The organism is Hymenobacter sp. HD11105 (assembly GCF_054051685.1).
Genome location: NZ_JBSWBR010000006.1, coordinates 119,286 through 142,399, shown reverse-complemented (window position 1 = coordinate 142,399; position 23,114 = coordinate 119,286). Strand labels below are relative to the sequence as shown.

The window sequence follows — 23,114 nt, the reverse complement described above, 5'->3', positions numbered from 1 at the left end:
CAAAGATACACCCTCCCGCGAGCGGGGCCAAGTTTCGAATAGCATTGTCCTAGAATGCCGCAGAACTCTCAGTATACAGCAAATACTACCCTACTGCTGACCTAAGCCCAGCCGCTGCAGCCACCGAGCAGCGTAGTCATTTTGCAGGAGCAAGAACACTAAGAAAGGTAGAAGTACTGCCCGGTAGCGGTTTAAGGTTCCTAAGTTAGGTGTACTCAGGCCTAAAAGCGCGGCCAAAGCCAGACAATACACAACTAGTACAACTACCAACGCAAACGGCAGATGGCCTGGCCGCCCACGTATCAATGCCACGAGGGCTACACTTATTAGGATCAGTAAAGCTATATTTTCCAGCCCGGCCAACACGTAGATGAATTGCTTATCCTCCCAAATGTAGGGACGAGTAATCGTGTTGATAATGGCTTGGGGCGTATAGCTCACTATGCTAGGCAATGTAGGCTTAAGGTCGGCGTACTCGATGTGGGGGCGCTGTTGTGACGCGCGCAACATCTGGTAATAATTATTGCTGAGTTGGTTGGTAAACTTATTTAGCCGGAGAACAGGTATAACTTCCGCCGCCAGCCGGGTACCACTCACTAGTACTGTAGCAATAATAATGAGCTGAATCACACGCTGGCGGGCTCCTCCAAAGTGCTGCGTTACTCTTACCACAATAAGGCTAGCTAAGCCTGCTAATAGCAGACCAGCAAAAAAGAACCGCATTTTGAAGTGTAAGAGTGCCAGCAAAAGGCCCCCCATAAGTGACCCTATCCGTATCGGTTTCCCGCTGCTGTAAAGCCACCCTATTACTAACGCTGTGAGCCAGGCGCCACTACCAACTAATACACTTTCCTTGGTGCTGCCCGCCGACCAATACACCACCGAGGGCCATGCCAACCAAGCTACCACCGCCGCCCCAGTCTGAGCCTTGGGAAATACTTCCCCTACGGTGCGTATCAATTGCCAACTGCCCACAAAACTAAAAAGCGTTAGATACACACCATTCAGCCACCAACTGCCTAATGAAGCCAGATTCAGCGCAGATAAAAGCTTAATTAAAAAGAAGGTATTTGAGAACCCATGGTATATCAGATGCGACTTACCAAAGAGAAACTCTTCTCCTGCAAGAGTACTTAACCAGGCACTAGGGTCAGTCCAAAACTGAGCAGTTAGCTGCTCACCCCAGTACTGGGAAAAATTAGAATCATCAGTGTAGCGCAAGTATGAGAAGGTGCTAGCCAAAACCTTAAGCGCTAAGGTGGGAAGCAGCACTCGGCCTAGCCTTGGTACTTGAACCTGCCGCCAGAGCCAGGGCAGCAGCACCAGCAACAAAGCAGCGTTTAGGGTTACGGCTACAAAAATTTTCACTTGGGGGGCAAATTATGCTGCAATATCCGGCTGCCGACAGCGCATTGCAAACAGCGACGCGGTTGGCAGTAGCCGTAGTGCAAACCCAGAAGTCCTTGCGAGTCGGCAGCCGTCCGATGGTCGAAGGCCAGCGCTTCGTAGGGCGCCGTCAGATGGTTGCGCTCAGCGGGTAGCTGTTCTAACAAAGTCAACGCCTCTTCTACCAACTCGGGCTGGCCCACGTAGCGGGCATATGCCACGCGCAAAGGCACCACCACATTGATGATCAGCAAATGTACACTACTCCGCCCCAGCGCTGCTACCTTACCCAGGCTGCCCGGCCGATAATGAGTTTGCCAATAAGCCGATACCGGCGCGCGAAAAAACTGCTCCAATGCCGCTACGCTAGCCGCCGTGAGCAGGGCCTCAAACAAGGCTGAGCGGGCATGCAATAAGGCCGCTAACTGAGCTATGCGTACTGTAGGAAAATTTGCGGGCCGTAGGCGCAGAAAGTTCCAGGCGTGAGCAGGCAAAGCCTTATCAGCCAACTCGTACTTATGACGCAAAAACTCATACTCACGGCGCAAATCGGCAAGGTAAGCATCGCTGGGGGGCAAATCAGCAGCCGACGGTAGCAATCCAGCCTGCCCAAAGAGCAAGGCTTCCGTTTGGCGCTGATCGTGGCGGTGGCGGCGCAGGATGTTCAGGGGCAGGGCCTTGGCTAAGCGGGCCAAAGGCTCACTGTTTTTCTTAAACCCAAACGCGGCAGCTAGCGCGTGATACGTGGTGGCTTCCCAATCGCCCCCTAAATGCTGGTGCTGGGTTTCTAACAGAGCCGCTTTTTGCTCCACCCTTTCCAGCAAGGCCCGACCCAGCATCATCGTGCGCGTAATACTCGGCACCAACGGCAAAAAAGGTGCGCATGGTACGGCTATAGTATCCAAATTGCCCCCCAGCGCGGCGTAAGTAGTCAATAAGGCCTCAGTCAGTCGTGGCGCCAGAGTCAGCGACGGAATAGTAGAGCCATTCGTGCGCAGCACCGGCTGGTCGGCGGCGTACACGACGTGCAGGACCACCTGGTCATATTTGGGGTCAGCTTGATGCTGGTGACGCTGCCAGTCGGAGGCCCGCAGATGAATCTCTACCGCCCCGTTCCACTCCACCTCCCCTATTTGCACGCGCGCATTTAGGAAGTCGGGGCCAGCATCGGTGTTGTGGTGGCCGGGACGTAGCACCGTCAGCTTCTCGCCCTGATCCGTTTGCAGATCAGCTTTATCAAAGTATTGATGTTGCCAGACATAATGGAGTAATTCTTCTTTCATCCTAACGAAGCGCTGCGAGTATAGATATAGCAAAGCAGGAATGTTGCCAACCCAGTCCTGTATCTACTGTAATATGGTGCGGCGCCGTCTGCAAAAACCAAGCACTTCTTTGCGCTGGGCCATAAAAAAGCCCGCTTCCACCAGAAGTGAAAGCGGGCTATTAACGATGAGACGAGGCTTAGCGCAGGTCAATCACCTTTACACCTTTGTACTTCGTTTTATCAAAGTTGAAAGTGGTAGCGTCAATTGGAGGATTGGCTTGAAACTTACGAATGGTCACCGTTGTGCGGCTGCCGTTCTTTTTGAACATCTTCCAACTTTTCAACGACTGATCGGCCTTGCTAACCGATAAACGTACTTTAAAGACGGGGTTGTTCTTATCCTCCGGCGCTAGCTCAATGATATCTACAGCCTCACCCGCTTCCTTACCTTCCTGCACGTAGGTGTACTTGTAGCCTTTTTTGTAAAGGGTATAAATCTGCGCGGGCGAAATCTCCCCTTCTTCGGGCTCGTAGTCGGAGATATTCACCTCATTCTCGTCCTTCATGTATGTCCACATAGTCTGGCCGTTGTTGATGATCTCCTGACCACTCAACTTCAGCCGAAACTTCTGTCCACTCACGGTAATGTCGCCGGTCATATTTTCCTTAACCTTAGCCGCATCGTTTTCAAGGGATTGGGTAAAGGTAGCTTTGAATGCTTTCAGCGCTTGATACTTAGCGCTCATCTGATCGAGAATCTTACCAGCCTTAGGGTCCTGCTGCGCGGGAGTGGCGGCAACCAGCGTAACCGAAAACGCCAGCAGAGCGATAACTTTTTTCATTTGAAGGGGAAAGGAAATTGCTGTTGCAAAGTGGGTGCTCAGAGCAAACAAGTCAGCCCGCCGACATGAAAACGGAACAAAAGCGTATTCCGGTTCTTAGGACTGTATTTGAAGCTTTAAGCGCGATTTTCTAAGATTTGTTCAGGTTATTCAATAATTGCTCCAAACTGTACTCATCCGGAATTAATACCTCTCGGGCTTTGCTACCCTCAAAGGGTCCTACGACGCCGGCGTGCTCAAGTTGGTCGATGAGGCGGCCGGCGCGGTTATAGCCCAGCTTCAGGCGGCGCTGCAACAGCGAAGTGCTGCCCTGCTGATGAGTTACAATGACGCGGGCAGCTTCCTCAAACATACTGTCGCGGGATGCGGGGTCGAACTCCTCGCTGCTTCCGCCCGTGTCGCCTTCAGCACCAGGCACTTCGGGTAGCGCGTAGGCCTCAGGGTAGCCTTGCTGCTCACCAACAAAGTCGCACAGACGATCAACCTCGGGTGTATCAATAAAGGCGCACTGCACCCGAATCAGGTCAGAGCCGGCAGAAAACAACATATCACCTTGACCCACCAACTGATCGGCGCCGCCGGTATCTAGAATGGTGCGGGAGTCGATTTTGGAGGTCACTTTAAATGAAATCCGGCATGGAAAGTTGGCCTTGATAATACCCGTAATTACGTTTACCGAAGGCCGCTGGGTAGCTACAATGAGGTGAATACCAATAGCGCGGGCCAGCTGAGCCAAGCGGGCAATGGGTGTCTCGACTTCCTTGCCAGCTGTCATCATCAAGTCGGCGAGCTCATCAATAACTAATACAATAAAGGGCATGAAGCGGTGCCCCTTCTTAGGGTTAAGGCGACGCTCTACAAACTTGCGGTTGTACTCCTTTAGGTTACGGCAGCCGGCATCTTTGAGCAGATCGTAGCGCCGGTCCATTTCCATACACAGGGAGTTGAGCGTGTTCACCACCTTTTTAGTATCGGTGATGATGGCCTCCTCGGTGTCTGGCAGTTTAGCTAGAAAGTGACGCTCAATTTTATTGAAGATGCTCAATTCCACCTTTTTCGGATCGACGAGCACGAACTTCAATTGCGAGGGGTGGCGCTTATAAAGCAGTGAAGCCAGAATCACGTTCAAGCCCACCGACTTACCCTGGCCTGTGGCACCGGCCATGAGCAAGTGAGGCATTTTGGCCAAATCGGCCACAAAAACCTCATTTGTAATGGTGCGACCAAAGGCAATGGGCAAGTCCATTTCACTGGTGCGAAACTTCTCGTGGCCCAGCACCGATCGGATGCTCACCATCTCCTTTTTAGTGTTCGGCACCTCAATACCAATCGTGCCTTTGCCTGGAATGGGCGCAATGATACGGATACCTAATGCGGCCAAGCTCAGGGCAATATCATCCTCCAGGCTCTTGATTTTGGAGATTCGCACCCCAGCATCAGGTACAATTTCATACAGCGTAACTGTAGGCCCGATAGTAGCCTTAATACTGGCGATGTTGATGCCGTAGTGGCCCAGCGTCTCCACGATGCGGTCTTTGTTGTCTTCTAGTTCTTCCTTGCTCACTTGGGCCTTAGCAGCGCCGTAGTCATTGAGCAGTTCTAGGGTCGGATACTGGTAGCGCGACAGGTCGAGGGTGGGGTCGTAATTCTCGGTGCCTTCGGCGAAGAAATCATCATCGTCGGCCACGGTGATGGCCATGGGGGGCATTTCGGCCGAAGTAGCCGGGTCCAACGTGAGAGGCGGCGTAGTCGCGGCAGGTGTAGTGCCATCGGCCAAGTCAGCTAGCGAAAGTGGCGTGGGCACGCGGCTGCTCACAGGCGCTACCTCCACATCTGTTGGGGTCTCGACGGAAAAGCTTGGACCACTACTCACACTCGCCGCAGCGGCCAGCCCAGTACCCACTGTGGCGGCACTAGGCAGTACTGATAAGGGCAGCGACGCCCCGGCGGGCGGGGTAATGCTGAACGTTGGCGACGCCACTGGGCCGGTAGGTGCAGGAATATCATCCTCCATTTCGTCTTCCTCCTCCCCTACTGATGTGGTGAAATGGGGGGCAATTTCTTCTACTGGCTCGGGTTGGCTGGCTGGCTTGGTCCGACGCAGAGTCATCTGGGGGGCAATATCGGCCTCCTCTTCCCCGTCCAGGGAAGCAGTCGGGTCAGCGCCATGGTTTACACCCAAGCCGGTCCGACCATACAGGTCTTGCCCATCACGAGCTGCGGCTAAGTCGGTAGCGCCTTCTGCTTCGGTGGCCGTGCCCATGTTCAGGCTCGTCACGTTGAAGAAGAAGACCACAAAGGAGATCAATAGGAAAGCCAGCAGCAGCACTGTACCCCATCCAATAAGGCTATCGAGCCAAGAAGCTACCTCGTAGCCGATGCCTCCGCTCAGAAAATCGAGGGTGTGGGCTAGAGCCGGGTCGGCATCGGGTGTTTGCAAGGTGAGTACCACATAGCCCAGCATAGCGCTCAGCCACAACATGGAAAACAGGCACAAAGCCACCACGTAGCTCAGCGAGACGCCCAAGCCGGCCCGCCGAAACACGATTTTGTAGCCCAAAAAGAACACAATGGGAATGACAGCAAAGGCCGCCACGCCAAAACCTTGATAAATAAGCACCTGCGCAGCCATAGCACCCAGCAAGCCCAGCCAATTGCCGGATTCTTGCCCCGCTTCCTTTACGGGCGTAGTGCTCAGACTACCAACAACGCTTTGGTCGGCATGGCCCGTGAAGACAAAAGACACGAACGCAATGGTGAGGTAGATCGACCCAAGCAGGAAGAAGAAACCGAGGAAAAGCTGAAAGCGCCGGTCGCGCACAAAGCCAAAAATGCCCCCCAGCGAAGGCAGCTTCGGCCACTGCCGCGGTACTTTTGGCGCCTTGGGAGCCGACTTAACAGAGGCTGCTTTTGGGCCTGAGTCGGTGCGGCGGGTGTTTTCGCGGGGAGCTGGAGTGGGCTCGGGGGCCGCGGGGCGCGCAGCTGGTCGGGCCGCCGGGCGCGGCTCGTTGCCACGGGTCGGGGGCGGAGTGGTTTGTTTATATGTATTCTTTGCCATGCTTACGCACCAAAAGGCCAATGTGTGGGAGGTTGTGGGCGGTAGTGCAGCGGCTAAGGGTGGCAAGGCACCCGCGAAGCCAGCACCTCACGCCTGGTAAAGATACACTTGCCCGCCCGCAGTCCTAACTGAAAATTTGCCCCCCAGCCCACTCTATTGCCGAAATAAGCTGGGTGCAAAAGGGTTAGCCAGTTAGAAATGAGCAGCGACTTGTGCCCACTATCCGGTGTATTTTCTTCCAGATTCCTTATCGAGGAATGTAAAATAGCCAAGCACACCCTACCCCCGCGAGGCTTATATTCTAGCTTCGCGGATGAAACTCGGTGATGACCTGCTTCAGATAATCGCGGTCGAGGTGAGTATAGATTTCGGTGGTCGTGATGCTTTCGTGACCTAGCATTTCCTGCACAGCGCGTAAGTCAGCTCCGCCTTCTATCAGGTGAGTGGCAAAGCTGTGGCGGAAGGTATGGGGGCTAATCGTTTTGCGAATACCAGCTGACGCCGCTAGGGCTTTGATGATGTTAAAAATCATCACTCGCGACAATTTTGCCCCCCGACGGTTCAAAAACACGATGTCCTCGTGGCCGCGCTCAATATCAAGGTGGCAGCGCACGCCGCTGAGGTAAAGGTTCAGGTACTTGAGGGCATCACGGCCAATGGGCACCAAGCGCTCCTTGTTGCCTTTGCCCGTTACGCGCACAAAGCCCTGATCAGCATAGAGATTAGAGAGTCGCAGTTCCGTCAGCTCCGACACGCGCAGGCCCGAGGAATACAGCACTTCTAAAATGGCGCGGTTGCGGGTGCCTTCGTTCGTGCTCACATCTACTGCGTCGAGCAACTGAGTTACTTCTTCGTAAGCGAGCGTATCAGGCAGCTTGCGGCCGATTTTTGGCGCCTCCAGCGTGTCCGTCGGGTCCAGGAGCAGCATATCTTCCATAATTAGGAAGCTGTAGAAGGCCTTGATGCCCGATAAGGTGCGCGCTTGGGAGGTGGCTCCCAGGCCCAACTCGCCCAGCCAGCCCAGAAAATCGCGCAGAATTCGGGTCGTGACCTGTTCTGGATTGGCACCCAAGCGCGTGATTTCCAGGTATTGCCGCAGTTTGCCCACGTCGCGTACGTAGGCTTCCACGCTATTGCCCGACAATGATTTTTCGAGCTGCAGATAGCCTTCGAACTGCTTAATGCTGACGGACCAATTCATGCTGAAAGGTAGGAGGAAACAAAACCTAGAAGCGGTAAAGGTCGGAGAACTTGGTCGAAAACCAGGGTTATGAGTTGATACTAGATTTGCATGGGCTGATTCTGGCAATGTTGCCGACCTTTGCGCTCCTGGCTTTTCACTTCTAGCTCCCGCTCCCTTGAAAATCATCATCATCAACGGCCCTAACCTAAACCTGCTCGGCCGCCGCGAGCCAGGCATTTATGGAAATCGGTCTTTCGAAGACTTTCTTCCCGACCTGCACGAGGCCTTTCCGGCCATCCAGCTGGAATACTTCCAATCGAGCCATGAAGGCGAGCTGATAGACAAGCTCCACGAAGTTGGCTTCACCTACCACGGCATTGTGCTCAACGCTGGCGGCTACACCCACACCAGCGTTGCCCTCGCCGACGCGGTCGCCGCCATCAATACCCCCGTGGTTGAGGTGCACTTGTCCAACTTAGCGGCCCGGGAGGAGTTTCGCCAGAAAAGTCTACTCGGCAAGCACTGCGTAGGTACTATTACGGGCTTTAAACTCGACAGCTACCGGCTGGCGCTGCACTATTTTGAAGGTCTGCGGCCCAAGCGGGTGGGCTTTAAGGTATAGCGGCAAATGCGTTAGTCGCTGGGGGGCTTTTTTCAGTCTTTGCTCCTTCTATAAGGTACTGCTTCAGCAAAAACCGACGTTCATTCCCCTGCGGCAAGAGTCGGCCAAACCCCGCTCCTGCTACCTTTGTCTTCTCAACCAGCAACCACCAACTGAATGTATACTTTCAATCCCGGCCCATCGGCCGTGTATCCGGCCGTGCGCCAGTACCTTACCGATGCCTTCGATGAAGGCTGGCTTTCAGCTCCGCACCGCGGCGAGCGTTTCACGGGCCTGGTACGTCAAACCGTTACCGACCTTCGCGCCAAGCTCAATATTCCCCAAGACTACACCGTATTCTTCCTCAGCTCGGCTACCGAGTGCTGGGAAGTGCTCACCCAAAGCCTGACGCCCACCAAAAGCTTTCACTTATATAATGGTGCCTTCGGCGAAAAGTGGCTCGACTATGCCCGCGCCCTGCGTCCCGCCTCCAGTGGCCGGTCCTTTGGCATCGATGAATTGCCGGATGTACACACCCTACCCTTCGGCGACGACACTGACCTGGTATGTCTTACTCAGAACGAAACCTCCAATGCTACTCAGCTGCGCGATGGGTTCATTCTGAACGTATTCAACCGCCTGGGCAATGCCTTGCTGGCCATTGATGCTACCTCGTCGCTGGGGGGCATTCAGCTGAAATATATCAAGGCCGACATCTGGTTTGCCTCGGTGCAAAAAGCCTTTGGCTTGCCAGCCGGCCTGGCCGTCATGGTACTTTCACCCCGGGCAGTGGCGCGGTTTCGCCACCTCAACGAGCGCGCCCACTACAACAGCCTCACGGCTCAGTACGAGAAAATGCTCAACTGGCAAACCAACTACACGCCCAACGTGCTGGGCATTTACCTTCTGAGCCGCGTTCTCCAGGACCGCGCCCCCATCAAAGCCGTGCACCAGCACCTCCAGGACCGCGCCACCAAGCTCTACGACTTCTTCGAAAATGCCACCCAACTTAGCCCCCTGGTACAAAACCCCGAAACGCGTTCCACAACGGTCGTTGGTTTGCAAGGCCCCCCAGCCCTGATTGACGAGGTAAAGCGCAGCGCATTAGCGCAAGGCTTGCAGCTAGGTAATGGCTACGGCACATGGAAGGCCAATACCCTCCGAATTGCCAACTTCCCAGCGATTCCCGATGCGGCCTACGAAAAGCTAGTCCAGTTTTTCGCCAAGGACTTCGCCTAAAACTAATAAGTGAATAGCTGAATGACTGATTAACAATTGCTCACTCATTCAGCTATCCACTTATTTACTTATTACTTATGTTTTCGCTGAAGGAAATTCTTTCTGTTACGCTCACCCTTTTTGCCGTCATTGATATTCTGGGCTCCATCCCCATCATCATCCAAATTCGACAGCGAGAAGGAAAGGTGCATTCCGAAAAAGCGACGTTGGTGGCCGGGGTTCTCATGGTCGTGTTCCTATTCTTAGGCCAAAGTATTCTCTCTCTTTTCGGGGTTGATTTTCAATCCTTCGCATTGGCCGGTGCCATCATCATTTTCCTTATCGGTATGGAAATGATTCTGGGCATCGAGCTTTTCCGCAATGATCCGCTGGCTTCTTCCGGCTCCATCGTGCCTCTAGCTTTTCCCCTCATTGTCGGTGCAGGTACGATGACCACTTTGCTCTCCTTGCGGGCCGCTTACTCCCTGCCCAACGTCTTGGTAGGCATTGCTTTGAATCTGGTCTTCGTGTATGGAGTGCTAAAGAGCAGCGCCTGGATTGAGCGCAAACTCGGCAAAGCGGGCGAAGACATTTTGCGCCGCGTATTCGGCGTAATTCTGCTGGCCATTGCCATCAAGCTCTTTAAAGCCAACTTTTAAGTGAATGGGGCAGGAACCGGTTACTAGCTACCCGCTCCTTCTGCATTTTCCCCTATATGATCTATTTATTCACGGACGGCTCTTCCCGCGGCAACCCCGGCCCGGGCGGCTATGGCGCTATTCTCCGCTTTGGCCCCCACGAGAAGGAGCTAACTCAAGGTTTCCGCCTTACTACCAATAACCGCATGGAACTGCTGGCAGTTATTGTGGGCCTAGAGGCCGTTACGCGCCCCGAGCTACCCATCACCGTAGTCACCGACTCCAAATATGTCGTTGATGCTGTTGAAAAGCGCTGGGTATTCGGTTGGGCTGTGAAGCCTGATTTTGGCAAAAAGGCTAACGAAGACCTCTGGCGTCGTTTCCTTAAAGTATACAAGCAGCGCACCGTGCAGTTTCGCTGGGTGCGCGGCCACAACGGCCACCCTGAGAATGAGCGCTGCGACCAGCTAGCAGTGTACAGTGCCACCCAAGGTCCACTAGTGGCTGATGAAGGCTACGAGTTGATTGAAGCGAAAAGATAGACGCCTCTGTATACACGGTTAATCGCTCCCTTTTTATGTATTTATTATACTGCTCACAGCAGTTAGCTAATTAGTGAAACCGCCGTATTATGCACCATTAACCGGCGTAAGAGCAGTCGCTGCCCTTATGGTATATCTGCATCATTATAATCCGGGCAAACCCATTTTTAATAGCCTTCTTGTGCATAATATAGTGCACGAGTTTCATGTTGGCGTAACTATATTTTTTACACTTAGTGGCTTTCTAGTCGCGAGCAGGTATTTAAACGAAGCCAGGTTTTCGTTAGTGTACATATTACGTTATTTCGCGAATCGTTTTGCCAGAATTTATCCCCTATATTTTATATTAACGTGCACTGCTCTCCTTTATACTTCCAATGAATTAGGTAATAGTTGGTTTTTCCTGTATGCTATAATTATGAATTTATTAATGCTCAAAGGATTTTCCCTTGAGTACTTACCTACTGGTATTCCCCAAGCTTGGTCGTTAACGGTGGAAGAGTGCTTCTACGCTTTTGCAATTTTCTTTTTTATCTGTCTTAACAGCAACAAGAGGCACCGGGTAGCTATGTGGCTAGCGGTCATCGTGCTCATTCCAATGACGGGAGTTTTATTAGTAGAAATCTGCCACCGATCCAAACTTCCTCTTCTTGAGAACTTAGCTTTTACTGCATCCTATAGCTTCTTTGGCCGTTTTAGTGAGTTCTTATTTGGCGTTGGACTAGCAATTGTATTACAGCGAGCAAAATACATTCATCGTATTCCTATGCTTACCTATACAGGAGTGATATTATTTGCTTTTGGTATATATACATTGATGCAAATTAAGAATTTTTATCACGTCAATTACGGCACTAGTCACCCACTTGGGGTTATAGTAAACAACCTTTATTTACCAGTAGGTATATGCATCATTATTACTGGTTTAATTCAGGAGCGCACTATAATATCGACTATTCTTGCTAGCAAATTTTTCTCTATACTTGGACGCAGCTCTTATGCACTCTATTTAATTCATATCAGCTTTATCCAAGTTGTATTACTTTCGTTTTTCAATATAAAAACGATACTAGGCGCCCTAGCAATGCTTGTATCATTATTAGTAATAGCATTGGCACTTCATTATTTCATTGAAGAGCCCACAAATAGAAAAATCCGATTAATTGCTTCCCGTTGGCTAACTCCTACTTCCAGTTCAAGCACTTTCGCATCGAGCAAGGCGACTGCGCGATGAAGGTTTGCACTGACGCTTGTGTGCTCGGTGCTTCAGCCAATTTGAGGCCTGCTACTCGCTTGCTGGACATTGGTACCGGCACGGGCCTGCTAGCGCTAATAGCTGCGCAGCGCAACCCCGAGGGGCACATCGAAGCCATCGAAATAGATTCTGTGGCGGCAGGCCAAGCCAATGCGAATGTGGCGGCCAGTCCTTGGGCCGACCGTGTGCGGGTACATGGCCTAAGTTTGCAACAGTACCGTGCTACCCAGCCTGCACCCTTTGATCATATACTTTGCAATCCGCCGTTCTTTCGCAGTTCCCTGCGCTCGCCCAACGCGGCTCGTACTACGGCAAGGCACGCCGCCTCCGATACCCTTTCCTTTGAGGAAATAGTCGAATTCGCGGCCCACTACCTAACTGTAGCCGGCCAGATGACCGTGCTGCTGCCGCCGCCTGAGATGCAGCAGTTCGAGCAAATTGCCGCGCTGGGGGGCATTTTTGCGCACAGTCGTCTTTGTCTGCACCACCGAGCAGGCAGCAGGGCCACCCGTTATATCACCACTTTCGGCCGCCAGGTAAGCTCAGTTCAGGAAGACAGCTTATACATCTATGCCGCCGATTCGCAGTACACTGAAGAGTTTCAGGCCCTGCTGCGCGATTTCTATCTAGCTTTCTAGTCTTTCGCCAGCTAATATGCTTTAAAGCGAGCAGCACTTCAGGATGCCTCAAAAGCAGGGTTACTGTGGCTTTTGTAGAAAGTGCTGTCAGCTAGCTTATAACCGGCATTAGGCTCTCATCTTCCTGAAATACAATGCCGTAGTCAGCGGCTAGCTCGGCCAAAATAGGTTCATATAGGTCAGCGTGCGTAGGAATAACGACGCCCCGGTGTGGCACCAAGCCACGGGTCAAGCGCCGGACGGCCATGCCCAGGGGCAAACCTACGGTCTTGGCCATGGCGGTATGTACGCCATCATCGCCGGACACCACTAACGAAGATGTCCGCTGGTGCAACTGTCCATTCAATTCAAAGTCGAAGAGGTGCTGCATTACAATCAGGTCGTAGTCGCCGGGCTGGAGGCGCCATTTGTCGCTGAGCAGGTGTTCGAGCAGTTGGGCGGGAGTGGCATTGGACAGGCCCACGGGTCGGTCACTGAATATTCCCAGCCAATTCAGCCGCTGCATTTCTTCACCTGCGGGGTTTAATCCTAGATAGTCAGCAAACTGAGCTTCCAAATTGCCCCCCAGTCCATTGGCTATGGGCAAGTAGGCGGCAATTAGCTCTTGCCAGCGCCAATCGGCGGTGTTGCCCAAGCGTACAGTGTCATCGGTGAGACCTAGACGCACCAGCGCGTGCCAGGCAGCGCAATAGCCGGGCCGGCGCAGGGTGCCGCGCAGTATGGTGGGAATAGAGTCGAGGCCGTAGGGCGCGCGGTAGCTAAGCGAGTCGCGGTTAGCGTAACCTTCAAACTGCCCATAGCCAGGTACTTCCAGCGTTTCTAAGCGGCCAAAAAGCTGTTGGTAGGGAATAAAGCGCGGACGGCCGTTTTCGAGATATTTTGCTGTGCTTTGACCAGCCAATACCACGTTGCGCGGGTTCCAAGTGAATTTGTAGCGCCACGGGTTGTCGCCTTCCGACTCCGGCGTGAGCAGTCCCCCGCAGTATGATTTGAATGACACTAATTGTCCCCCACGCGCCCGAATTTCTTCCAATGCCTGCATAGCCGACATATGGTCGAGGCCAGGGTCGAGGCCACACTCCATGAGTAAGGTTACGCCGGCAGCCTGCGCTTCAGCATCGAGCGCCCGAATGTCGTCGGTGGCATAGCTGGCAGTAGCTAGGTGTCGCCGATGACGCAGACAAGCGCGAGCTACTACTAGGTGAAACGTTGCAGGCAACATGGAAATAACTACGTCGGCAGCCGCTACTAGCTTATCCAGTAAGACCTCATCCTGAATATCAAAGGGCACGGCGCGGGCATACTTTGTGTGGGGGGCCAGTACAGGAGCTAAATGAGCGGGCTGCACGTCGGCCACAATGATCTGCCAGTTTTCGGTAGGCGCGTGTCGCAACAGGTAGTCAATCAGCGAGGAAGCCGAACGTCCGGCCCCTAGTAGCAGGAGGTTTTTCAAAAGAGACTGAGTTAGTAAGGACAACTGATACTGGGGGGCAAATTGCGCATTGTTCCGTAAATACCCTGTTGAGTGGAGCAGAAAAGCCGCTTTTCTCCTGTGCTCTCTCCTACATTGGTCGCAGCCCCGGCTACTACCGCGTTTCTCATATTGCGTAAACTCAACTTTGCACGCCTGGCTGTAGCCACTCTATAGTGAAAGAATTCTGCTAGCTAAGGGAGAAATGTCTTACATTCACCGCCCCTTCTCCTCCCGGGGCCGCCTGGTGGGTGATGGAACGCTGTTTTTCCCTACTCCCACCTATGGCTCACCCCTTTCACCTGACTATTACTGTGGATGTGCTGGCTTCCGAAGCGGAGCTAACACCTGCCGAAGCCACTGCCTGGCAAGCCGCCCGCGCTGCTACCGACCACGCCTACGCTCCTTATTCTCACTTTCATGTTGGTGCGGCGCTACTGCTAGACGACGGTACCGTTTTCCGGGGCAGTAACCAAGAAAATGCTGCTTACCCATCGGGCTTGTGCGCCGAGCGCACGGCCTTATTCGGCTTAGCTGTTAGCCAGCCTGAGCGCCACGTGACGTATATGGCCGTGGCAGCCCGTCCGGCCCACGGCGATTTTACGCTGGCGATGCCCTGCGGGGCGTGCCGGCAGGTAATGACCGAATACGAGAACCGCCAAGCGCAGCCGATTCCTCTGCTCCTACCCGGCCCCGATGGCACTATTTACCGCTTCCGCACGCTGGCCGATTTGCTGCCTTTTCAGTTTTCAGCCAACGATCTGCCCGGTCGTTCGAGCTAACCAAGAGTTCGGTGTATATCACTCAAAAAAAGCGATTTGGCGTGCTGCAATGAGTTTTGCAACACGACAAATCGCCTTTTTGACAAGTTATAAATTCCCTATTCACTACCGCTTATCATGTCTTCAGCCCAAGAATACCACTTACACGTAACGCGTTCGGCGCGGTATTATCAGCTAGGTGAGCTTTCGGTACGCACCCGGCATGTGTGGTTTGTGTGCCATGGATATGGGCAGTTGGCTGCCTATTTTATTCGTCACTTCGCTGTTTTAACTAATGCCGATGAAGCGACAGTGGTAATTGCGCCTGAGGGCCTTTCCCGCTTCTATTTGCAGGGCAACGGGAGCCGAGTGGGCGCTTCGTGGATGACCAAGGAAGACCGCTTGGTCGAAATTGACGACTATGTGACCTACTTAAACCAACTGGCGGCTCTCACACTGGAAAAATGCCCCCCAGACGTGAATATCACCGTACTGGGCTTCTCTCAGGGCGCCGCCACGGTAAGCCGCTGGCTGGCCCGCGCCCGCTTTCGACCCTCACGCCTGATCCTGTGGGCTGGGGCTTTCCCCGACGACATGGATTTTGCCGTGGCTACGCACCTGTTGCAGGAGTTGCCCGTAGTGCTGGTGTGCGGCGACCAAGATGAGTTTATTAAGGAGGCCGATTTGGAGAAGCAGCAAGATTTTCTGCGTCGTTTAGGCGTAGAGCCCATTCTGCGGCACTTTGCTGGCAAGCACGAACTTAATGCCACTGTGCTTCGCGACTTACATTCCTAACGCGATAATCAGCATGAATTCCCCGACGGACTATCCAGTGCTCAACTGGTATTGAAGATATCAGCAACCCTGCGTGTGGTTGAATAGCCGTTAAGTCAGCATACTTGGCGCAATTAGCAGTAGCGTTAAGGAAGCACAAGTGTGCTCAGTTGCTTTTATGCGATAAACGGGAATTTATTAGCTGTAATACAGATGGTTAGACGATCATCCGCAACTAATTACAATTGCATGGTTTGATATTATTTTAAGAAATACCTAGACTCAGGCAATTTAATACATAGGAGTAAGAGTATTATTTTTCCTATTATTAGCCGGCTCGCTACTTGTATATGCGCCTATGCGATGCTAGCTCATCGCCTGACTTATGCAGAGATGGTCATTACTTTATCGACGTTATTCAGCAATCTTATACCCTGCTTCTGTGCGCAAGTCTATTCTCATATGGATAGTATTCTTGAGTTGGGCACTGGCGGCTTTTAGTTCGGCAGCCCGCGCCGCGCCACTCCCCCCTCGGCAACTTGCTGACACACTGTATTTGCGGGAGTCGAATGGGGCGCATCTATCCGAAACGTATCGGTACTACACTGAGCCATTTTCGGCGCCGGCCATTCCTACGCATGCCGATAGTTTATTTCGGGCTGGCAAGTTTCAACAAGGTCCCTGGCACCGTACCCTTAACCTAGGCTTTGGACATAGGCGCCTGTGGCTGCGATTGGCCGTCGTAAATACCTTGCCCCGACAGGCCCGATTTTTATGGAGCCTTTACAATTACACCGATAGCGCTACCCTCTATTATCGGCGAGTTGGCAACGAGCAATTTGTACGAGTCGCGGCGGCGTCATCTCAAGTGCCCGCTGTTCAGCGCCAATTTCCATCGCGGGCTTTGTGTTTGCCCTTCACGCTGGAAGCGGGTGAGCAAGCCGAACTTTACCTGCGCATTGATCATCATGCGGGTGCCCTCTACATGCCTACCGATGTGACTACCACAGAGGACTTTCTGGCTTGGGAAACCAACTATGTCTTCTTTAAACGCTGGATCTGGCTACTGGGCTTTTATCTGGGTAGCGCTGTCTTCAATTTGGTGCTGTTCGGATTTCTGCGCGACCGAATCCATCTCTGGTACGTGGCCTACGTGCTGTTCACTACCACGTTTCTCCTGATGGAGGATGGGCTGGATGCCCTCATATTGTCAGAAGGGCCATACCGCTTGCTGTGGAGAATTGGTCAGTTCAACTTTATGCTACTGGCCGCTGTTTGCGGGCTGCACATTCTCCAGCTTTTTTTACGCCTGCGCAGAGAATGGCCACGGCTTCACCGCTTAGGCACCGTGCTGGCAACGCTTTCAACGTTGTTTGTGGTCGTATACGCTCTAGTATACCCAACCGTAACCCGCACAGGCGGCCAGGGATTAATGTTGCTGAATGCCGGACGCGAGTTACTATTGGTGGCCATTTTTGCTTACGGCTGGGTAGCGCTGTTCAAGGTACTACGCTCGCCCAGCCGCCGGCTAGCCGTTTATTATGGCTTAACCTATTTATTTTTCTTTGGCGGCTTCGTCATGTTCTGGTTTAATCATGTCGGCTTGACTACTCTTCATTTGGTTGAGCCGAATGCTTTGGCTTGGGGACTGTTTTTGGAATTGCTAGCCTTGAGTATGCTGCTTACAGGCCGATTTCGCCACACCCTACGGCAGAACGCCCGTTTGCGCATTCGCCAATTACGCCTTCATAACGAGATGGGAGCCCGCCTGATTGCAGCTCAGGAAGAGGAACGGGAGCACTTAGCTCGTGAGCTGCACGATGCCCTCGGACCTAATCTCATGGCCTTGCACTTGGCCTGGCAGGGACCGGCTATCCGTGAGGCCTTGGCTTCCTCCCCAGAAGCTAGCTCGGCTGCTCGCCATACTGAGTTGCTATTGCGGCATCTGCGCGACGAAGTACGCACGCTGAGCCACGCCCTATTACCCGCCGAGCCAGGACTAGGTGGCCTGAGCGACTCCATAAATAACTTGGGGGCGCTACTCAATATTTACGGCAACCCAGCGGTGCGCACCCATTGCGATTCGGGCCTCGACTCCTTGCCTCAGCCTTTGCAAACGGCAGCCTACCGTATTGCTGCCGAGCTTCTCAACAATGCTGTACGCCATGCCCGGGCAACTCAAATAGTGGTGCAGCTGCTACGCCATCCAGATACTTTGGAAATAATGGTGAAAGACAACGGCCAAGGGTTCGAAACCTCGGACAACAGCACGGGCATCGGTTTACGGGGTGTGCGAGCCCGCACCGACTACTTGGGTGGCCGCATTCAAATTGATAGCTCGACCAACGGTACTTGCATTGTAGTATGGTTGCCTTGCTAAACGGCGTTATCAGCTAAACTTCTAGCTAAAAAGCCCCCACGCTCCCGTAGTGGAAGGCGTGGGGGCTTTTTAGCTAGAAGTTTAGCTTATCAAAGCGCTACTACTCTTTTCGCATCGTTGTAGCCGATGCTTGGGCGGCGGGCAAGATGAGCACTTCCGCAATATTTACGTGAGTTGGACGAGTAACCATAAACTGAATAACCTCGGCAATATCTTCAGCCCGCAACGGTTCATAGCCCTGATACACTGCCGTGGCGCGCGCCACATCGCCCTTGAAGCGCACCTTGGAAAACTCTGTTTCTACCGCGCCCGGATTCACTTCGGCTACGCGAATGTGGTGAGGCAACAAGTCCAAACGCATACCCTTCGTGAGGGCGGCGACGGCGGCCTTAGAGGCGCAGTACACATTGCCATTGGCGTAGATTTCTTGCCCAGCAATGGAGCCAATATTTACAATGTGGCCCTTTTGGGCCTTAATCATGCTCGGCATAACGGCCCGGCTCACGTAGAGCAAGCCTTTTACATTGCCATCCAGCATTTGGTCCCAATCTTCGGGGTCGCCTTCCTGAATAGGAGCTATACCGTGCGCGTTGCCGGCATTGTTCACTAGCACTTCAATCTGCTGAAAGCTGAGGGGCAAACTAGCCACCGCCGCCTCCGTTGCTGCCCGGTCGCGCACATCAAACGTGAGTATGTGCACGGGCGTAGGAGCCAGCTGTTGCGCTAGTTCATCTAGCCGCTCGCGGCGGCGCCCCGTCACGACAAGCTGAAACCCGGCTTGTGCCAGGGCCACGGCCGTAGCCCAGCCTATACCCGATGAAGCTCCCGTAATAAAAGCAGTTTTCATTTCTAACTATTGTTGTTGTGAAGAGATTATGCTTGCAAAAATGCCCCCCAGAGCACGAAACTTGGCGCTGGGGGGCATTTTAAAGCGGGCTGTTTTACTCAAACGTGAGAAACAGAGTAACGGTATGAGCACGCATCCGCTGTAAGCTACGGCTGTACACATCGGGGGTGGGCTGCAACAAATTGGTTAGACCATGCGAAAAGCGCAGTTCCGGAGCGAATTTAAACAGAGGGTAAAATAGGTCGAGTCCAACTCCATATTCGATGGCAATGTCGCTGTTGTCGGCCCGAAGCAGGTTGCGCTCTGGGTCCTTGCGGCGGTTGCCCACGTTGAAGCTGGGCTTCACGCCGCCCACTACATAGACTCGCGTGTTGCGCCGCCGGTCCGATTTAAACTTTAATAGCAGTGGAAAATCCAGTTGAGTAGAGCCTATCTCCTGCGTTTCGATTGAATCAGAGGTATACAGTGGCTTAAACTCTATACGGCGAGTGAGGAAGCTTACGCCTGGCGTAAAGCGCAGGTTAAAATGATTAGCTAAGCGCACATCACCCACAAAACCCACCGAAAAGCCCGGGCTAATGATAGAATTAGCTGTTACGCCTTGGGCCCTCACATAGGTTTCGGATTGCTCAATTCGGTAGCTGGAAAAATTAGGAGCAACGTAGAACCCCGGATGAAACCACCGATTATCGTAATCGGGGAGGTTATCGACGTTTATTGATTTAACAACTCCTTTCTTGCTGACGTTAGCGCGAGTCTTTTTTTGCGCCTGTGCGCCCAATGGCAGCAGCAACAGAAAGGCCCCGAGCAGACCTAAATAAACTATTTTTGAGCTGTGTAAATGGAGCTTATGCCGAACGTGAGGGGTTGCCATGCAGGATTTTTGAAACCGACCTGTGCCAAAATAGCCAGGAAATCAGGACCATCGGGAAAAGCCTGCACCGATTCGGGCAGGTAGGTATAAGCCGCGCGGTCTTTGGAAATAAGCTTACCAAAAACCGGCAATACGCGGCGAAAATAGAAATTATATGCTTGCTTGAGTGGGAAAGCAGTGGGTTTAGAGAACTCCAAAATCACCATTTTGCCCCCTGGCCGCAATACCCGCTGCATTTCAGCGAGACCTTGCTTAAGGTTTTCAAAATTACGCACTCCAAACGAAGCCGTCACCGCGTCGAAGTGATTATCTGGAAAAGGCAGGCTTTCAGAATCACCTAACTCTAGTTGAATTCGGTGTGAAAGACCTTTGTCAAGCAGCTTACGACGTCCCACGGCCAACATGCCCTCCGAAATATCTACGCCTGTTACTTGCGTTTCGGGTGATAGACGTAAGCTCTCGATGGCAAAGTCGGCAGTACCCGTGGCAATATCCAGAATACGCATGGGGCGCAGATCTTTCAACTGATTCACTGCCTTACGCCGCCAATAGATATCGGTACCAGCACTCAGGAAATGATTCAGAAAGTCATACTTGCCAGCAATGCTGTTAAACATCTGGGCTACCTGCGACTTCTTGCCGGCAGCATCGTCTTTATAGGGTACAACGGTCATGGGGTTCTAGGGCGAACAACGAGTAATGGGGAGCAAAATTGCTCAAACATAACGCGCTGGGGGGCATTATGTTGAAAAAAAAACGGGTCGGGCAATGTGCCCGACCCGTTTTTCAAAGGTATTTGAAGCCGCTTAGTTGTTGTCGGTCTTCACTTTGGTTTTTCCAGAGGCGTCTTTCACCTTCGAGTCGATTTCGCCGTTTTTGGCTTTTGTCTTCGACTCTTCTCCGTTTGGAGACTCCGTTTTGATCTTTACCTTTTCGTCGTCAACTTTCGTTTTGACCATGGTGCCATCAGCCATTTTCACCTTGGCTTTGCCGTCGGGCAATGCTGTGCTCATAGGAGCAGCCGAAGTAGTAGCCGATGAAGAAGTTGGGCTTGAAGTGGCACCCGAGCCTGTGCTAGTGCTGCTGTTACCGGTGTTTAAAGCAGGAGCAGGCTCGCCCTCACGCTGAATCACGCGGAACTCTACGCGGCGGTTAAGCTGCATGTTCTCGGGTGTATCATTTGGTGCGGCCGGACGACGCTCACCGTAGCTAGCCGTTACGAGGCGAGCATCAGAAATGCCTTTGCGCAATAAATACTTATAAGCGGCTGTCGAGCGATTATCACCAAGGGTCATGTTGTACTCATCCGTGTTGCGTGAGTCGCAGTGGCCTTCCACAGAGATATTCACACCAGGATTAGCCTTCAGGATTTGAGCCACGCGGTCCAACTCCTGGATCGACTCGGGACGCAATGCGTACTTATCCGTTTCGAAGTAGATCTTCTTGAAAGCGTATACGTTTGAGCTGTCAACGTAAGGTACGTAGAAGTTCTTCTCGACTATCGACGAATCGGTAACCGCTACTGGTACGGTAAACTCCTCCGTGATAATGTTCTTACCATCTACCGACACAGCCACCTGGTAAGGACGACCTGACAGTACACTTACCTGATAATCACCCGTGCCGGGCTTTGTAACGTCGCGGTAGCTAAGAGCAGTTTGGTCGGCCTGTGTACCACTGAACACCAATTCAGCGCCTGGAATAACGGTGCTATCGCGTAGGCTGAATACCTTACCCCTGATAGTAGCGTTCTTAATGTAGTTGATGGTGTAAATGTCCTTCTCACCGTAACCACCAATACGGTAGCTCGATAGGTAGGCATATGTACCATCTGGGCTCAAACGATAGTAAGTATCGTCATCGGGCGTATTAACGGGGTAGCCCATATTTTCAGGGCGGCCCCACTTCCGACCGATAGAGTCGTAAGTAGACTTAAAGATATCATAGCCACCCATTGTGTTCAGACCGCGGGAGCTGAAGTACAGGGTTTTGCCATCTTTGCTTAAATAAGGGCTATCATCATCATACTTGGTGTTGATTCCGGTTAGTGGCTTTGCCTTACCCCAGTCGCCACCAGGCGTACGGGTAGAAACATAGATATCCAGCGTGTTATCCTCTGAGTATTTCGCCGTGGAGAAGTACAGAGTTAAGCCATCGGGCGTAATGAAGGCGTCACCTTCGTAGGCGCTCGAGTTGATATTGCTGTTAAGCTTTTTCGGAGGAGTCCAGTCTCCACCTACTTTTTCTGAGAAGAAGAAGTCGCCATTCTGGTCCTGACGATACATCAGCATCTTAGTGTCATTATCGTACACCTGAATGGATGCGTCGTGGCCTTTGCCATTAAGAACACCGCTGAGAGAGCGGGGTTTCTCCCATTCGTCGTCACCGATACGCTTAGCTTCGAAAATATCTTCGAAGTATTCGCCGTCAGAGGCTAGGTTGCCACCTTTCTTTGAGTTAGCGTTGCCGGCTCCGGTTACGTTTTCACCTCGTGATGTGAAAAGCAGAATCTTGTCGTCGCTCGAAATAACGGGGCTGTGCTCGGAGTGAACCGTGTTGATTGTCGGCCCTAAGTTTTTGACGAATATATCCTTAGGAGTGCTGAACTGCACCTTAGCGTTTTTGCTGTGCTGAATAAGTTGAGCCAGCTCTGCTTTGCGCGTGTCCTTTGCCTTCAACGTAGCATTATAGGCCTGATAGTGAGTGATAGCCTCATCAAAATTGTAGTTGAGGTGATCTACGCGGCCCAACCAATACTCTACGTCCTTTGAAACCTTAGGCTTCAGACGCTGAGCTTTATAGATATAGTCGCTAGCTTTTTCCTTGTCGAAAGACATGTATGAAACACCTGCCCGAAACAGGGCTTGGGCGTTGTTTGGCTCAGCTGCCAAGACCTGTTCATAATAAGGAATAGAGGCGCGGTAATTCTCTTGCGAGAAAAACTTATTCGCCGTCTTTAGCTGCTTGCGTGTGCCCTGAGCCATTGCAGGCTGAGCTACTGCGGCAGCTAGAGCGAAAGCGCAAGAAGCTTTTAATAAACTTCTGACTAAGTTATCCATTGGTGAAGGGTTTTAATACTAAGGAGTGCAGGGAGTAAAAAGTAGCAAAAGGCACTTAGCGTACGAGCAGGGTCTTTTGGGCAAATTGCCCCTTATACTTAGATGAAATATCAAGGTTCATGTTCACCCTTTTTTTCAACGCTTGTTTAGGATAAAAACCAAGAAGCCGAATTAATAAACAAGCATAATTCTATCCAAAATGCCGGAACTTGGCGGCAAAGATAGAAATTTTATAATACGACCTTCTTCTCATCCTATCTTATTAAAAAATTCTTCTTTGAGTTGTAAATCTTAATAAGTAGCTGCTGCCAATATATATCCAT

Annotated in this window: 19 protein-coding genes; 9 read left to right on the top strand and 10 right to left on the bottom strand. The window is 52.2% G+C overall.

Features of this window, described 5'->3' with window-relative positions; translation table 11 throughout:
- Positions 1 to 90: 90 nt before the first annotated feature.
- The 5 genes from ACW9KT_RS17420 to xerD all read right to left on the bottom strand — a co-directional run bounded on the left by ACW9KT_RS17420 (position 91) and on the right by xerD (position 7,751).
- Positions 91 to 723 (bottom strand): hypothetical protein, encoded by a 633-nt coding sequence (locus ACW9KT_RS17420; RefSeq protein WP_457082718.1) that lies wholly within the window; start codon positions 721 to 723, stop codon positions 91 to 93.
- Positions 724 to 1,364: 641 nt separating this feature from the next.
- On the bottom strand, positions 1,365 to 2,669 hold the full coding sequence (locus ACW9KT_RS17415; protein ID WP_457082716.1) for a DUF2851 family protein: 1,305 nt from the start codon (positions 2,667 to 2,669) through the stop codon (positions 1,365 to 1,367).
- A gap of 178 nt (positions 2,670 to 2,847) precedes the next feature.
- The gene (locus tag ACW9KT_RS17410; protein WP_457082714.1) at positions 2,848 to 3,492 is read right to left on the bottom strand and encodes a LolA family protein; all 645 of its coding nucleotides are present in this window, start codon (positions 3,490 to 3,492) and stop codon (positions 2,848 to 2,850) included.
- Between the two features lie 130 nt (positions 3,493 to 3,622).
- Entirely contained in the window at positions 3,623 to 6,550 is a 2,928-nt protein-coding gene (locus ACW9KT_RS17405) for a DNA translocase FtsK (RefSeq protein ID WP_457082712.1), read from the bottom strand.
- A 301-nt stretch (positions 6,551 to 6,851) separates the two neighbouring features.
- Complete coding sequence (xerD, locus tag ACW9KT_RS17400) at positions 6,852 to 7,751, bottom strand: site-specific tyrosine recombinase XerD (RefSeq protein ID WP_457082710.1); 900 nt, start codon at positions 7,749 to 7,751, stop codon at positions 6,852 to 6,854.
- A 157-nt stretch (positions 7,752 to 7,908) separates the two neighbouring features.
- Between xerD and aroQ the strand changes: the two genes are divergently transcribed.
- The 6 genes from aroQ to ACW9KT_RS17370 all read left to right on the top strand — a co-directional run bounded on the left by aroQ (position 7,909) and on the right by ACW9KT_RS17370 (position 12,625).
- Positions 7,909 to 8,355, top strand: coding sequence for a type II 3-dehydroquinate dehydratase (aroQ, locus tag ACW9KT_RS17395; RefSeq protein ID WP_457082708.1), 447 nt, complete (start codon positions 7,909 to 7,911; stop codon positions 8,353 to 8,355).
- A 156-nt stretch (positions 8,356 to 8,511) separates the two neighbouring features.
- Positions 8,512 to 9,573, top strand: a complete 1,062-nt coding sequence (locus ACW9KT_RS17390) for an aminotransferase class V-fold PLP-dependent enzyme (RefSeq protein WP_457082706.1) — start codon at positions 8,512 to 8,514, stop codon at positions 9,571 to 9,573.
- Positions 9,574 to 9,650: 77 nt separating this feature from the next.
- Entirely contained in the window at positions 9,651 to 10,211 is a 561-nt protein-coding gene (locus ACW9KT_RS17385; RefSeq protein WP_457082704.1) for a MarC family protein, read from the top strand.
- Between the two features lie 56 nt (positions 10,212 to 10,267).
- On the top strand, positions 10,268 to 10,732 hold the full coding sequence (gene rnhA / locus ACW9KT_RS17380; protein ID WP_457082702.1) for a ribonuclease HI: 465 nt from the start codon (positions 10,268 to 10,270) through the stop codon (positions 10,730 to 10,732).
- Between the two features lie 73 nt (positions 10,733 to 10,805).
- Complete coding sequence (locus tag ACW9KT_RS17375; protein WP_457082700.1) at positions 10,806 to 11,966, top strand: acyltransferase family protein; 1,161 nt, start codon at positions 10,806 to 10,808, stop codon at positions 11,964 to 11,966.
- Positions 11,906 to 12,625 (top strand): tRNA1(Val) (adenine(37)-N6)-methyltransferase, encoded by a 720-nt coding sequence (locus ACW9KT_RS17370; protein ID WP_457082698.1) that lies wholly within the window; start codon positions 11,906 to 11,908, stop codon positions 12,623 to 12,625. Before ACW9KT_RS17375 ends, ACW9KT_RS17370 begins: the two co-directional genes overlap by 61 nt.
- Before the next feature lie 91 nt (positions 12,626 to 12,716).
- Here the strand turns inward: ACW9KT_RS17370 and ACW9KT_RS17365 are convergent, their stop codons facing one another.
- On the bottom strand, positions 12,717 to 14,078 hold the full coding sequence (locus ACW9KT_RS17365) for a saccharopine dehydrogenase family protein (protein ID WP_457082696.1): 1,362 nt from the start codon (positions 14,076 to 14,078) through the stop codon (positions 12,717 to 12,719).
- A gap of 302 nt (positions 14,079 to 14,380) precedes the next feature.
- Here ACW9KT_RS17365 and cdd point away from each other — a divergent pair, with 302 nt between their 5' ends.
- From cdd to ACW9KT_RS17350, 3 genes are all read left to right on the top strand, one after another.
- On the top strand, positions 14,381 to 14,878 hold the full coding sequence (cdd, locus tag ACW9KT_RS17360; RefSeq protein ID WP_457082694.1) for a cytidine deaminase: 498 nt from the start codon (positions 14,381 to 14,383) through the stop codon (positions 14,876 to 14,878).
- A gap of 117 nt (positions 14,879 to 14,995) precedes the next feature.
- Entirely contained in the window at positions 14,996 to 15,652 is a 657-nt protein-coding gene (locus ACW9KT_RS17355) for an alpha/beta hydrolase (RefSeq protein ID WP_457082692.1), read from the top strand.
- A gap of 421 nt (positions 15,653 to 16,073) precedes the next feature.
- Positions 16,074 to 18,011 (top strand): sensor histidine kinase, encoded by a 1,938-nt coding sequence (locus ACW9KT_RS17350; RefSeq protein WP_457082690.1) that lies wholly within the window; start codon positions 16,074 to 16,076, stop codon positions 18,009 to 18,011.
- A gap of 100 nt (positions 18,012 to 18,111) precedes the next feature.
- Here ACW9KT_RS17350 and ACW9KT_RS17345 read toward each other — a convergent pair whose 3' ends face one another.
- The 4 genes from ACW9KT_RS17345 to ACW9KT_RS17330 all read right to left on the bottom strand — a co-directional run bounded on the left by ACW9KT_RS17345 (position 18,112) and on the right by ACW9KT_RS17330 (position 22,791).
- Positions 18,112 to 18,858: an SDR family NAD(P)-dependent oxidoreductase gene (locus tag ACW9KT_RS17345; protein ID WP_457082688.1), complete on the bottom strand. Its 747-nt coding sequence runs from the start codon at positions 18,856 to 18,858 to the stop codon at positions 18,112 to 18,114.
- A gap of 94 nt (positions 18,859 to 18,952) precedes the next feature.
- Entirely contained in the window at positions 18,953 to 19,651 is a 699-nt protein-coding gene (gene porT, locus ACW9KT_RS17340; RefSeq protein ID WP_457082686.1) for a type IX secretion/gliding motility protein PorT/SprT, read from the bottom strand.
- Between the two features lie 29 nt (positions 19,652 to 19,680).
- The gene (gene ubiE, locus ACW9KT_RS17335) at positions 19,681 to 20,406 is read right to left on the bottom strand and encodes a bifunctional demethylmenaquinone methyltransferase/2-methoxy-6-polyprenyl-1,4-benzoquinol methylase UbiE (RefSeq protein ID WP_457082684.1); all 726 of its coding nucleotides are present in this window, start codon (positions 20,404 to 20,406) and stop codon (positions 19,681 to 19,683) included.
- A 132-nt stretch (positions 20,407 to 20,538) separates the two neighbouring features.
- Complete coding sequence (locus ACW9KT_RS17330) at positions 20,539 to 22,791, bottom strand: OmpA family protein (RefSeq protein ID WP_457082682.1); 2,253 nt, start codon at positions 22,789 to 22,791, stop codon at positions 20,539 to 20,541.
- Between the last annotated feature and the right edge of the window lie 323 nt (positions 22,792 to 23,114).